Source organism: Vibrio ordalii ATCC 33509, assembly GCA_000257205.1.
GTDB classification, from domain to species: Bacteria; Pseudomonadota; Gammaproteobacteria; order Enterobacterales; family Vibrionaceae; genus Vibrio; species Vibrio ordalii.
On sequence record AEZC01000122.1, the window covers coordinates 1 to 13,374 of the forward strand.

13 protein-coding genes and 1 pseudogene are annotated in these 13,374 nt (G+C 43.9%); 4 read left to right on the plus strand and 10 right to left on the minus strand.

Annotation, left to right across the window (positions count from 1 at the left end; all coding sequences use genetic code 11):
• Window positions 1-26: 26 nt before the first annotated feature.
• On the minus strand, window positions 27-1,022 hold the full coding sequence (locus VOR_RS0109100) for a porin (protein ID WP_010319400.1): 996 nt from the start codon (window positions 1,020-1,022) through the stop codon (window positions 27-29).
• A gap of 285 nt (window positions 1,023-1,307) precedes the next feature.
• On the opposite strand from VOR_RS0109100, the gene VOR_RS0109105 reads away from it, so the two are divergent.
• A complete protein-coding gene (locus VOR_RS0109105) occupies window positions 1,308-1,922 on the plus strand; it encodes a fumarylacetoacetate hydrolase family protein (RefSeq protein ID WP_010319401.1) in 615 nt (204 codons plus the stop codon).
• A 275-nt stretch (window positions 1,923-2,197) separates the two neighbouring features.
• On the opposite strand, the gene VOR_RS0109110 is transcribed toward VOR_RS0109105, so the two are convergent.
• From VOR_RS0109110 to VOR_RS0109130, 5 genes are all read right to left on the minus strand, one after another.
• Window positions 2,198-3,901: a phospho-sugar mutase gene (locus VOR_RS0109110; protein WP_010319402.1), complete on the minus strand. Its 1,704-nt coding sequence runs from the start codon at window positions 3,899-3,901 to the stop codon at window positions 2,198-2,200.
• A 158-nt stretch (window positions 3,902-4,059) separates the two neighbouring features.
• Window positions 4,060-4,974 (minus strand): amino acid ABC transporter permease, encoded by a 915-nt coding sequence (locus VOR_RS0109115; protein WP_010319403.1) that lies wholly within the window; start codon window positions 4,972-4,974, stop codon window positions 4,060-4,062.
• A 32-nt stretch (window positions 4,975-5,006) separates the two neighbouring features.
• Window positions 5,007-5,789 carry a transporter substrate-binding domain-containing protein gene (locus tag VOR_RS0109120; protein WP_415679731.1) on the minus strand — a complete coding sequence of 261 codons (783 nt, stop codon included), beginning with the start codon at window positions 5,787-5,789 and terminating at the stop codon, window positions 5,007-5,009.
• 97 nt (window positions 5,790-5,886) lie between these two features.
• Window positions 5,887-6,684 carry an amino acid ABC transporter permease gene (locus tag VOR_RS0109125; protein WP_010319405.1) on the minus strand — a complete coding sequence of 266 codons (798 nt, stop codon included), beginning with the start codon at window positions 6,682-6,684 and terminating at the stop codon, window positions 5,887-5,889.
• Window positions 6,684-7,403: an amino acid ABC transporter ATP-binding protein gene (locus tag VOR_RS0109130; RefSeq protein ID WP_010319406.1), complete on the minus strand. Its 720-nt coding sequence runs from the start codon at window positions 7,401-7,403 to the stop codon at window positions 6,684-6,686. Before VOR_RS0109130 ends, VOR_RS0109125 begins: the two co-directional genes overlap by 1 nt.
• A gap of 299 nt (window positions 7,404-7,702) precedes the next feature.
• Between VOR_RS0109130 and aroG the strand changes: the two genes are divergently transcribed.
• Window positions 7,703-8,755, plus strand: a complete 1,053-nt coding sequence (gene aroG, locus VOR_RS0109135; protein WP_010319407.1) for a 3-deoxy-7-phosphoheptulonate synthase AroG — start codon at window positions 7,703-7,705, stop codon at window positions 8,753-8,755.
• Window positions 8,756-8,842: 87 nt separating this feature from the next.
• Here aroG and VOR_RS0109140 read toward each other — a convergent pair whose 3' ends face one another.
• Complete coding sequence (locus VOR_RS0109140; RefSeq protein WP_193386223.1) at window positions 8,843-9,295, minus strand: DUF2850 domain-containing protein; 453 nt, start codon at window positions 9,293-9,295, stop codon at window positions 8,843-8,845.
• A 373-nt stretch (window positions 9,296-9,668) separates the two neighbouring features.
• On the opposite strand from VOR_RS0109140, the gene ppnP reads away from it, so the two are divergent.
• The gene (ppnP, locus tag VOR_RS0109145; RefSeq protein ID WP_010319409.1) at window positions 9,669-9,950 is read left to right on the plus strand and encodes a pyrimidine/purine nucleoside phosphorylase; all 282 of its coding nucleotides are present in this window, start codon (window positions 9,669-9,671) and stop codon (window positions 9,948-9,950) included.
• A gap of 28 nt (window positions 9,951-9,978) precedes the next feature.
• Here ppnP and VOR_RS0109150 read toward each other — a convergent pair whose 3' ends face one another.
• Both VOR_RS0109150 and VOR_RS17825 read right to left on the minus strand, forming a co-directional pair.
• Window positions 9,979-10,725 (minus strand): substrate-binding periplasmic protein, encoded by a 747-nt coding sequence (locus VOR_RS0109150; RefSeq protein ID WP_010319410.1) that lies wholly within the window; start codon window positions 10,723-10,725, stop codon window positions 9,979-9,981.
• Window positions 10,726-10,833: 108 nt separating this feature from the next.
• A pseudogene (locus tag VOR_RS17825) lies at window positions 10,834-11,680 on the minus strand (pirin family protein).
• Window positions 11,681-11,828: 148 nt separating this feature from the next.
• Between VOR_RS17825 and VOR_RS0109160 the strand changes: the two are divergent.
• The gene (locus VOR_RS0109160; protein ID WP_010319412.1) at window positions 11,829-12,119 is read left to right on the plus strand and encodes a hypothetical protein; all 291 of its coding nucleotides are present in this window, start codon (window positions 11,829-11,831) and stop codon (window positions 12,117-12,119) included.
• Here VOR_RS0109160 and VOR_RS0109165 read toward each other — a convergent pair.
• On the minus strand, window positions 12,100-13,284 hold the full coding sequence (locus VOR_RS0109165) for a GGDEF domain-containing protein (RefSeq protein ID WP_010319413.1): 1,185 nt from the start codon (window positions 13,282-13,284) through the stop codon (window positions 12,100-12,102). The two genes, VOR_RS0109160 and VOR_RS0109165, sit on opposite strands and share 20 nt — an antisense overlap.
• Between the last annotated feature and the right edge of the window lie 90 nt (window positions 13,285-13,374).

The following is a 13,374-nucleotide window of genomic DNA, read 5'->3' on the forward strand; positions in this document are numbered from 1 at the left end:
GGGTATATGTGTTTGTATAATTAAAATTAGAAGTTGTAACGTAGGCCTAGGCGAATAGAGTCTTTTGCATCATACGCAGTGCCGAGGTCTGTTTTATCTAGGTTGTTCATTTTGTAGGCAACGTAAGTGTAGATTGATTTATTGAAATCATAACGCCCCGTCAACTCAGCAAAATCACTTTTCGTCGTTGTGACGTTTGCAGTTTCATTTTCCGTTTTTTGATACACACCAATCAAGCGGAAGTTACTTGTGATTTTGTATTGCGCAGCAAATTCAATCCCGTTGAATTCGCTCTTCGCTTTATCGTCCAAATCCCCTTGTGTATAGGTCAGGCCTAAGTACAAATCGTCCAACGTGTAATTCACCCCAGTAATAATTTGATTCGCCGCACCTTGGCCTGTGCCATTATCGTTGCTTGCGTAGCCCAAGCCTAAACCAAGCCCGATAGGTAAGTTATAAATTGCAGAAAGACCAAAGCCATCGGTGTCTTTTTCTTCGCCTGCAATAAAGCTTGCTTTCACATTAAGGGCATCAAATGTACCTGCGTAGAGGAAGGTGTTGTTGATTTGCTCGTTACCCGCGTTAATGAACTCTTTTTGAGCACCAGTATAAGTACCGATGTCTGACATTTGAGAGATTTGCACGCCAGCGGTATCTTGGCGGCCTACAGAGATAGCACCAAAATCAGCTTGTAAACCTGCAAATAGGTAACGTTGGTTGAAATCAGAGTTCTTATCGTTGCTGGCGGAGGAATTAACCGTTTGCTCTGCTTCATAGGTTGCAAAACCTTTCAAAGAGTCAGAGATTTCTGTTGAACCTGTAATGTTCAAACGCGCACGGCTTTTGTTTTTCATCGTGCCTTCAATTTCTTTGCCTTTGTCATCACCACCGAAATCGCCACGAAATTCTGCACGTCCACCAACTTTAAGCTCATTTCCATCCGCTTTGTAAACGGTCGCAGCAAAAGAAGAACCTGATACCAATGCTGTAAGAATTGCGGTTGCGATTGTTGCTTTTTTCATTTTATTTACCTTATCCATGATCAATGAGCTTCAGTGCTCGAACGGTTTTGATGTGAGTAAAGTAGATGTTTTAAATGAATGTTTAATTACTGATTTATGATGTTTGCATGTTGTTTTTATTGACGATTTATTAAAGAGAATGTTGTGTGTCGATGCTCAAAGTCATCAAGGTGCCATGAATTTTGAGTCGAAGATCTTACTTTTATCTAATGACGGTGCAAATCCATTCACTCGCGCTGTAGATGAGGTAAACTCGACGACCTTAGTCGTCTCAAGGAAGAGTATATGTATTCGGTTCGTTTGGATAAACAGAAGATAACCCCGTCTAAAGTGTTGTGTGTTGGTCGGAACTATATTGAACATATTCAAGAGCTTAATAACACAATGCCAGAACAAATGGTGGTGTTTAATAAACCCAATACGAGCATTACAACCACTCTATCCTCGTTTCACCAAGAGACGCTTCACTATGAAGCTGAAATTTGTTTTTTGATCAAAAAAGGTCAATACAGCGCGGTTGGTTTGGGGTTAGATCTGACTAAGCGGGTACTGCAATCTCAGCTTAAAGCAAAAGGTTTACCTTGGGAGCGGGCGAAAGCATTTGATGGTTCAGCAGTACTTAGCCGATTTGTGCCACTGCATGGTCTCGACATCAATAAGTTGCAGTTAGAGCTATTCATCAACTGTGTTCGGGTTCAGTGCGGCGGTGTCAACCAAATGATCTATTCACCCGCCACCATTTTAGAAGAGCTGAAATCTTACACATCGCTGCGTGATGGTGATGTTGTGATGACCGGAACGCCACAAGGCGTTGGAGAAGTACATTGTGGCGATCTCTTTTTAGGGCGTCTTAAATGTGGAGAGCAGACCTTAATCGAGATTGAATGGCTAGCACAATAAATTGATTTGCCAAAGAGACGACGTCGAGGTTCTAAATGTATGTGCTTCAATAGTGTGCTATCCATAGTAATTCCTTTACTGGAAGTGATGAATTTATCAAGCCACAAGGTTGGGTCAAGCGATTGTACAAAATTGCGCATATAACTGTTATCCACTGGAGGGAAAAGAGTGTCGTAGTCGCAGGCATTGTTCACCTAAACAGATGAAATAAAAATGCCGCCAACAATGAACTGAAGACGGCCTGTTATTTCGTTGTGCTTATCCAGCAATGAGTGCTACAAGCTGTGTTGGTGTTCTGCGATGAGCATCGCCATTTGCTCGTCAGCTTTTTTCTCGGCGCTGGCGAAATCTTCTTCTGCTTCGAAGGCTCCGACGACCTCGTAATAGCATTTCAATTTAGGCTCAGTGCCCGACGGGCGCACAATCACTCTCTCTCCGCCTTCCAAGTGATAGGTCAATACATCGCTAGCAGGAAGTTGAATCGCTTGCGTTGTTCCATCGGCAATATAACGTGTTAGTGATTTGAGATCGTCGGTCATGAGCACTTTTCGACCGGCGATTTCCGTTGGCGGTGTGGCGCGAAGCTTATCACCGATCGGCGGTGAGTTAGGGTCTAACTTAATGCTACGTTGTGCATTAATGTAAAAACCGTGCTGGCGGTAAATAGTTTCGAGTTGATCCCAAATAGTCTTACCTTGGCTGTATAATTCGGCCGCTAGTTGTGCAAATGCCACCATGGCCGAAAGGCCATCTTTATCCCAAACGGTTTGCCCTATGGTGTAACCCAATGCTTCTTCATAGGCGAATAAGAACTGCTGTTCATCGCTTTGTTGTTGCATCGCCACGTTGGTTAACCATTTAAAGCCAGTCAAGGTTTGGTAGTATTTTGCACCTTTCGCCTGCGCAATATTACCGAGTAAACTGGATGAGACGATGGTGTTGCCAACCAACTGCTTTGAGGCATCGGTTTTGGAGAGCAAATAGTCCCCAAATAGTGTACCAACTTGATCGCCAGTCAGCATTTGGTACTGACCATCCGCTCGTTGTACGGCAACGGCAAATCGGTCGGCATCTGGGTCGTTGGCGCAGGCCAGTTGTGCATTTTCAGCATGAGCTAACGCGATAACCATATCCATCGCCCCCGGCTCTTCAGGGTTCGGGAAGTTGACGGTCGGGAAACGGCCATCTGGTTCGCGCTGTTCTTTCACACTGATGACATGGGTAAACCCAGCGTCATGCAGCAAAGTTTCAGCCATCTCAGCGCCGACACCATGCATCGCGGTATACGCAATGGTAAGGCATTGCGGATCAGTGTGGTGGTTCAACACTGGGCTTTGATTGAGGGTACGGCGGTAAGTTTGGTAATACTCTTCTGTTAGCCATTGCAAAAGGCCTTGTTGGTGCGCGTTGTCTAACGGCATCAGAGAAATAGCTCGCGTTGCCGCTAAGTCGATTTCTGCTGCAATACCTGAATCGTGAGGTGGGATAATCTGTGCACCATTTTCCCAGTACACCTTAAAGCCATTGTATTCGGGTGGGTTGTGACTGGCGGTGACTACGACGGCGGCGGCGGCATTAAAGTGTTTTACCCCAAAAGCGACTACAGGGGTCGGTGCCACTTTATGCGTGAGATACACTTTGATCCCCAGCGCGGCGAGTACTGAGGCGGTATCGTGTGCAAATTGCTGAGAATCTGGCCGGCCATCATAGCCAATCACTACACCACGTATTTTGGCATTGCTGACTTGCTGAATGAGATAGTGTCCTAAACCCGTCGCCGTTTCTTGAATTACCAGGCGGTTCATACGATTAGGGCCGCATCCCACCATGCCGCGTAAACCCGCGGTGCCGAACTCAAGGCGTGATTGAAAGCGAGCTTTTATCTCATCTAACTGATGCTGATCGACTAGTGCTTGTAGTTCTTGGCGAGTTTTAGGATCGGGATCTTTTTCTAACCACTCGGAAACGTGTTGCATCATGGTTTCACCTTCTTACATTCATGTTGAATTGATTCTAACTGATATTCATTCTCAATAATGGGGGCGCAATCGCTAAACATCGTTCTTCTTTTGTTTCTCATCACGTGTTGCTTCTCTTTGATTGGTTGCGCAACTGACGCTGACAAATTCCTTGTTATCTAGTTAGAGTGATGAAGCGAGAGATGGCGTAAACTGAGTAGCTCGAGCCGCCTAAACAGTAAAGAGAGGCTTAAACATAAACCTAAGTATGCACCGCCTACTAACAACCATATTTCAAAAATAAGCCCAGAAGAGTTAGCGATTTCTGTGCCAACAAACGTCATTTCTTGAATTGAAATTAGCGATACAATCGAAGAATCTTTGACCAAAGAAATTGCTTGCCCAGCTAAAGCCGGCGTGATCGCCGCCAATACTTGAGGGGCAATGACGTATCGGTATTTTACCCATCGAGACAGCCCTAAAGAGTGCGCTGCTTCCCATTGACCTTGAGCGATTCCGGCCAAACCTGAACGAACAACTTCAGCGATGTAGGCCGATGAAAGCATCCCAATACACACAATTCCAGAGAACAAATTTTCCCATAGATGAGAAGGACCAAACAGCCAATGCTGAATGGCATTGGTTGGATCATGGTGTTCCCGTAGTAGGTTTTCTAGGCCCAACAACGGGATCACTTGATTGGAGACAAAAAAATAAAAAATGAACACGAAAACCAGCGGCGGAATGTTCCTAACTAATTGCACAAAAGCGTTAGCCGGAATTCTGAACCACGAAAACTGAGAGTGGCGTGCTACGCCAAGCAGTGTGCCTAACACAAGGGCCAGCACCATCGTCCAGACACTTAAGCGCAAAGTGGCGACCAAACCTTGAAAGAAATAAGGGATGTCGCCATTGCTGGTGGGAGTGAAAATCAGAGCAAAAGCTTCTTGCCAACGCCAATTATAATTCACCCCAAGCTCGGCTCGGTGCGTTAACCAAATAACAAAGCCTAGCAGTGCTACGAGTAACGCATAATCGAGCTTATTGAGCGATAATCGTAGCCATGGTTTAAGGCTCCGTTTTTCATACAGCATGGTTTTTGTTCTATTCACATCCACCCCTCAGGCTATTGCCCTGAGACGATTTGGTTTTGCCAATCTAGCGTTGAGAACCAATATTCGTAACGTTCACTCAACCAGCCGTCATTAGTTCTTTCAATAATCCATTGATCAAAAAAGGCTTTTTTGTCCTCTTCACCTAAGCGAACGGCGAATGCTTCGTTCCCTTTGGATAACCGTTCATTAAAAGGAATGAACAGTCTGTCACTGTGTTTCACTGTTTCATGCTCAGGTTTAGGGCTTGACGCAATCACGGCGTGTGCTTGGCCGTTTAATACTTCTTGAAAGGCTTGTGCATCGTCATCAAATTGCAGAATTTTGGCTTTGGGGAAGGTTTCACGAGCGACTTGAACGGTAAATGCTCCGCGTCGCGCTGCGATAGTCACTCGACGAGAATTGAAGTCTTCTATTGTAGAAAATCCTTTAGCGAGAGACTGATTAGCGGCAAGTTGTACTCCTGAATGTGAATAGGGAGCAGTGAACAGGACGCTTTTCGAGCGCTCAGGAGTGATGGACATGCCACCGATAATGACATCAAATTTCTGTGCTAAGAGTGCTGGAATAATGCCATCCCACGCGGTAGGTACAAATTCCACTTTCCAACCTGAATCTTCAGCAAGACGTTTGGCAACATCAATTTCAAAGCCAATTAGGTCGCCTTGCTTGTCGCGCATTGCCCAAGGCACAAACGTAGACATACCCACACGCAATGTGCCTCGTTCAGTGATTTTATCAAGGCTAGGCGTTTCACTGGCAAAGGCGGGTATGGAAATGGTTATCCCTAGTAACATAGTTAACCCGAGTGATAGAGCGGCGATAGCCTTCAACCTTGCGCGTTGCCACGCTTTTGTTGCAGATTGCTGCATGATGTTCTCCTTTTAAGGATGATTATTGAGCGCGCCATTGCGACCCGAGCTTGTGTTCTAACCATGCTGAAAACCCTGATAAAGACAGAGTTAACAGTAAATAAATTGCAGCGACGGTAAACCATATTTCAAATGGCATCGCCGTTTCTGAGACAATATTTCTACCTTGAGTGGTTAAGTCAAAAATAGCCATCACACTGACGATAGACGAGTTTTTAATTAATGACACGACTTCATTGGTCAGTGGAGGTAATGTACGTTGGATAAGTTGCGGTAAGATCACATCAACATAAGTATAAAAACGAGAAAGCCCTAATGTTCGAGCCGCTTCAAACTGTCCCTTCGGAATGTTGTTTAAACCACCACGAAACACTTCGGCAGTATAAGCGCCTTGAAACAGTGCCAAAGCCAAAATGGCAGTAGAGAAGCGATCTAAACCCAGCACTGGGCCAAACACAAAATAGAGCAGATATATCTGTACCAGTAGCGGCGTATTGCGGATAAGTTCAATATAAATATTGGCCAGCCAACGCCCTATCACGGAATTGGAAAGCTTCAACAAAGCGGTTGTTAAGCCAATGACCAGCGTAAAAAATAGACTGACCGTTGAGATTTTCACCGTGACGGCTAACCCTTCGAGCAGTTCCGCGGGCCACCATTCACCCTCGTCGTAAAAAGCGATGAAATCAGGCACACGATGCCATTGCCACTGGTAACCCATAGCATGTGCGCCGGAATCAAGTAGCCATACCATCCCTGCAAGCAGTAGAACTATCTGTACTAGAGCGGAGAAGATCGGTTTTATCAGTACTTTTATCATCAATGGCTCAATATTTGGTTGAGAAACTGTTGAGTTCTTGGGTGTTTTGGCTGACGAAATATCTCTTCCGGCGTAGCGATCTCGAGAATTCTCCCTTCATCCATAAAAATGACGCGATCCGCTACTTTTCGGGCAAAACCCATTTCATGAGTGACGCACATCATGGTGATGCCATCTTGAGCAAGGTCAACCATCACATCCAGTACTTCTTGAATCGTTTCTGGGTCAAGGGCCGAAGTGGGTTCATCAAACAGCAAAATGTCTGGTTGCATACAGAGTGAGCGTGCAATGGCAACACGCTGTTGCTGACCGCCAGATAATTGCACCGGATATTTGTCAGCTTGGTCAAGAATATTCACTCGCTGTAAAAAATGGCTCGCTCTTTGTCTTGCGGCTTGCTTACTCAATTTCAGTGTACGAATTGGAGCTAAAATAAGGTTTTCAATCACCGTCAAGTGAGGGAAAAGGTTGAAATGCTGGAAAACCATACCGATTTTTCCCGCAGGCTGTGTGATGTCGAAATGGTTGGATTTCAGGGTGATCTTGCCCGCGGTGATAGCTTCTAACCCATTGACTGTTCGGATTAATGTTGATTTCCCTGAGCCTGAAGGGCCACAAACGACTAAGATTTCCCCTCGACGAACCTGAAGAGTAATGTCTTTCAAAGCGTGAAAATTATTGTACCACTTGTTTACTTTTTCAAACTCTATCGCATTCATGGCTGAATATCTTGTTGTTATTTTGTTACCACCTACCTTAACAATATCAACGAGATAATGCACCTACGAAGCTCATATTAGCGTTAATTTGTGGGTTCCAGCATAAAGGTGTAACTATTTTTTTACGCAATGATAATTTTGTAAAAAAGTGGCCAATATTGCCTTTTGTTGAAAATAATGATTGAAGTTGTGGTTTTTAGTAGATAAGTTACAGGGGAGAGCCGAAAGCAAGGCTGCGTATAGATCCAACCTGTCCGTTGTTCGGTAGGCAGTAGAAAAGAATAAGGAAGAAGTAAGCAATGTTTCAGACTGATGATGTAAAAATTAAACGAGTTAAAGAGTTATTACCTCCTGTTGCGGTTCTAGAAAAGTTTCCGGCAACAGAAGTTGCTTCTTCAACCACATTTCAGGCTCGAGAAGCCATTCATAATATTCTACAAGATAAAGATGATCGCTTATTGGTGATCATTGGACCATGTTCAATTCATGATCCTCAAGCAGCTGTTGAATATGGAAAACGTCTTAAAGTGTTGCGCGATGAGCTAGGTGATCGCCTTGAAATTGTCATGCGTGTCTATTTTGAAAAACCTCGTACTACCGTTGGATGGAAAGGGCTTATTAACGACCCATATCTGAACGATACCTATAAAATTAATGATGGTTTACGCATGGCGCGTAAGCTGCTGCTTGATCTGACCGATATGGGGATGCCAACAGCGAGCGAATTTTTGGATATGATCACACCGCAGTATGTGGCTGACCTTATCAGTTGGGGTGCTATTGGTGCTCGTACAACAGAATCTCAAGTTCACCGTGAGCTCGCATCTGGGCTTTCTTGCCCTGTCGGTTTCAAAAATGGTACGGATGGTAATATCAAAATCGCTTCCGATGCCATTCGCTCTGCCAGTGCATCGCACCATTTTTTGTCGGTCACTAAGTATGGCCATTCTGCCATCATTCAAACGGCAGGCAATCCAGATTGTCATATTATTCTGCGTGGTGGTAAAGAGCCAAACTACGGAGCTCAACATGTTGGTATCATTAAGCAAGAGCTTGAATCATCTGGTTTACCACAGAAAGTGATGATTGATTTTAGCCATGCAAACAGCTCTAAACAGTACCAGCGTCAACTTGTGGTATCACAAGATGTGAGCGAGCAGATCGCATCCGGTGAGCATGCTATTTTTGGGGTGATGATTGAGTCTCATCTCGTTGAAGGACGTCAGGATCTTATAGATGGCTGTGCGGCCACCTATGGTCAGTCGATTACAGATGCGTGTATTGGTTGGGATGATACAGAAGTGGCACTGCGCGAGTTGGCTGGTGCCGTAGAGGCTCGTCGCGCGCGTTAAGAATATGGCATCATCTTCTTCCAAATGCTCCCTTTGATGGGAGCTTTTCTATTTAAGTTGGCCAATCAGTGCAGCATCATACTCGTACTATGGTTGTGAAAAATGCTCAGATAGTGCTGAACGACGATTTTTACGATTTTTACTTGGGTCGCCGTTTTCATCGTTTGCTACTGTGCTTTCATAACCTTGTTTGATAAAGCGCTGTAAAGGCATAGCAGGTTCAATGCGCTTGAGTTGAGGGGAGTTTGTTGTCCCAGCAAGTTGGTAAATGGTCACGCCACTACCAGTGTTAATCACAATTTTATCCCCATCATATTCAAACTGAGTACTGACTAAGCGATTATTTCGAAACACGCCATTTGAATTGAGAGTTAGAACCTCAGTGCTATAGCTGGGTGTGCCGATTTCGGTCCATGAACCATAGACATTTTTGGGGCTTGTATACTCTCGATAGCTCACCGAGAGTAATGAGGCGAACCCTGTCGCGATAGCAAGCAGCACTACCCAAAAAAGACTTTTTAATACCCAAGCTTTCTTCATCGGGTGACCTGAAGAGGCTTTATTTGCATGCGTGAAACCCTTAACTGTCATTCTCATTCCGTAACCTAAACCATCAACGATTGCCATCGGTCAGACTGACTATTAAAACGAAGTAGGAGAATGAGGTATGTCGTGTGGTTTAGCAAATGTCATACTGGGAAATATGATCTTTTTTCCAAAACTAGCACTAATGGATGGTAAGTTGAACATTGCATCATGAATTTTGTTGACTTACAGATCAGTATAGGATAGGTAGAGTTTCACTATTTGGTTAATCCCAATTGCCGCTTGTGTATTTTTACGATTTCAGATAAAACGGCTTATAAACGTGTTATTCACCGTATCTTGGTGGCTTATTCTACAAGGAAGAGAAATGATCAAAGAAAACACATACTTCGATGGTGACGTAAAGTCTTTAGGTTTCGCTCACCAAAGTGGTGATAGTTCGGTGGGTGTCATGGAACCTGGTGAATACACCTTTGGTACGGCCGCTTCTGAGCGTATGACAGTCATCAAAGGTTCGTTAACGATAAAGCGTTTAGGGGATGAGCACTGGTCTACATTTAAAGCGAAGGAATCTTTTGAAGTCGCTGAGAATTCGTCCTTTGATTTGAAAGTTGTCGAAGCAACAGCTTATTTGTGCGAATATTTGTAGCTGATATAGGGCTTAAAAGCCCTATATCTTATTGAGCTGTTAAGCCAAATTTTGCATAGATGGCCTCTATCCTTCCACTTTTTACCATTCCAGATAGAGCGTTTTGTAGTGCATCCGCTTGTGGATGGCTTTTAGGCATAGCGTAATAGTTGCCGATAGTGTTTGGATAGTAGTAGGTTGCTACTTGGTAGTCACTAAAATTGATTGTTTTTAATTCCACTTCTAGCGCAGCTAAATCCAATACGACAACGGTATCTATTCTCTTTTCCTCTAGCATTCTTGCTAGGTTGAAGTCATCATTAACAACCGTTCTATTTATCTCTTTGTCTTGATCAAACGTTTCGAAATAAGCGGTACCCCTTTTCACACCGACATTCAGCTCTCGTAAATCTTGATAATTGCTGATTGTTGGCCCATCACTGCGCGTGACAAAAACAATATTCCGTGTTTGCTCACTTATAGGGCCGATAAAGTGAACAAATGCTTCTCTTTCTGCTGTTCGTATAACACGTGGAACAATGTCAACAGTACCATTTTCTAAAGTAGCAAGGCTGCGAGGAAATGGAATGTTTCGCCACTCGATATCGAAGCCTATGTTTTTGGCTGCTTCTTCAATGACTTCTTTTAATGGGCCACTGATTTTTTGACCATCTGGACTAATCACCATTTCTGGTGGTCGATGCCTAAAATCAGCCTTCAGGGTGTTAGCAAAAAGTGTTGAGCTAACCAGCACTGCTGCCAATGAAATGAGAATATTTCTAGTCAATACCCACATATTTCGTGCCTCTCGTCAAATATACTACCTGAGTATAGACAAACTTTCTGAGAACGGTACTGGTCAACTAAAGTGGCACTTAAGATCAGTCGGATGGTTATCTCATGATTAATACTGTTCAAACACACCTGAATTGTAGTCTCTAATTGCTTGTTCTATCTCCGAAAATGAGTTCATTACAAACGGCCCATAATGCACGACAGGTTCATCAATGGTTGCCCCATTAGCAACAATACTCCGCTCATATCATTGGCTTTTAATGTTAAGAACTCACCTTTGAGAGCAACGCTAGCTCGCCTTGCTCCAACACTTTACTGCCTAGCTGTACATTGCCTTTGTAGATAAATGCCATGACATTAAAGTGATTCGGAGTGGCGATCTCTAATTGGCTACCCGGTGTTGCTTGCCAGTCTGCCACACTCAATTTAACGCCCGTTTTTGTTAATGGGCCAGTTACTCTCTGGTTGCCACAAGTGACATCACCCGCAAGTACTCTCAGTAGGCCAGCCTCTTGAGAGTGGCATTCGGTAATGGTTTCGGGTTGAAAGTCGTGGTATTGCGCTGGCGCCATTTTTTGGCTAGCAGGCTGATTGATCCAAATCTGAAAACCGTGCAACTGACCTTCAGTCATGATTGGCATCTCGCTGTGAATAACACCTCTTCCTGCGGCCATCCATTGGGTACCTCCAGAGCGTAATTCACCGACATTACCCATATGATCTTGATGTTGGAAATGCCCATTTAGCATATAAGTGAGCGTTTCGATTCCTCGGTGTGGATGAGGAGGGAATCCGCCAATATAGTCGGCTTTTTGATCAGATTTAAATTCATCGAGCATTAAAAATGGTGAAAAATTAGCATTATTAAAGCCAGCAACGCGGCTAATTTTTACGCCATCTCCATCCGAAGTGGGTTGTGCGGGGATTATCTGTTTTATTTCACGTTGCGTTAGCATAATCATTCTCCTTGTCGGTATAACATCAGTCTAAGACAAGGTGCTGATAAAGAAGAGCGCTGTGTTTTGAAGGTCTTTGTCGAGAAATTAGAACATATTGTGAGGAAGGCTATAATTACAGTAAGTCAGATCACAAGGAGGATGCTCAATGTCGATGTTACCCAAACATAAAGATCAGAATACGCATTATGATCCCAAAGAGGATTTTACACTTGATCAGATGCATCGATTTACCAAGGTGGCTAATCAAGCGCAGAAAAATCGCGATACGCTTGGACCGCTCAGTGATAAAGACGTCTCCATTGTTGAAGCAGCAAAGCGCGCGGCAATGAGGCCAGTGATTCATCCTAAACCAAACAAACCTAATACAGCACGCTACGCCGCATGGATGGTGGTGGTATGTGCAGTAGGTTTGTGGATTATGTATATGGCTCGCTAGCTTTCTTTATTGATGTCACCGTTGCGAAATGAGTTGGTTGGATTGCAGGAGAGGATGCAGTATGGTCAAGTGAAAGATGTTGGTAATACTGATATTGATTTTTGCCGTTGTGTTTTGCTGCGTACATCGCTTTGTCTGCGCACCGAGTCAGCTCGGCTAAGTTATCAGCATCGGAAGGAAACAAAGCAGCGCCGATGCTGACAGTGAGGTTATTGATCATTTCTGACCCTTGATATTTATCCTCAAATAGATAACAAATCCGGTTGAGAACACCGTCCAAATCCTTAACCGTTTTGATATCGTAAAGCAGTAGCACGAACTCATCTCCGGCAAACCTCGCGATGGAGTAATCGTGTTTATCGGTCTTTCGGTCTTTATTTCGGACGTTGTTTTTTAAACGATTGGCGAAATATTGTAAGACTCGATCCCCGACCTCATGGCCGTAGCTGTCATTAATGGACTTGAAATTATCAATGTCTAGAAAAACGAGTGCGGTGATGGTCTTTTTATCAGTCTGCTGGGAGAGCTTTTCTCGTGCCCAAGTTTCGAAACTCCAGCGATTGGCGAGACCAGTTAATTGGTCGGTGTAGGCAAGGTCTTCAATTCCTTCTTGATAAAGATGCTGGATATAGCAAACCGCTTTGTTGTAGTAGTAAGAGGAAATATGGCACATGCAACAGAGTGCGATGAGACTGAGAAAAAACCGATCTATAGGTAGATATTGAGGAAGAATGTCGACTCCGGAGAGTTGTACTGAGACGCCAATTAGCATAAAGAAACTGCAGCTAAAAACTAACCCTATTCGAAAGTCATTAATGAAGATCACGGCGGCAATAATTGGAAACAACCACAACACATTACCGACCATATGCTGTCCATATAGTAGTAATATGACCCCTTTTGTCAGCAAGATAGCACTGAGAAATAAATCGGCATAGGAGGTGTTATCAGAGCGATGGTAAAAATAAAGGTAATTAGAGGCAATGGCGATCAAGCATAATAAATTAAAAGTGCTCAGATAATATTGCTGTTCAAGAAAATGAAGAATGCCATAAAAGGCGAAAAGTAGTACAGACACAAACGAGCATAAGGCAACTACCCTACGCTTGCGTGACGCTCGCATATTGGCCATCTCTTCTAAATGTCTACCTACCAGTTCAGTCATACTCGATCTCGATGCTATCCTAAAGTATTAGATACCGAGTTAAGTCTAGAATACATAACAGAGTTTTGCGGACGAAGTGCATGGCGTAAG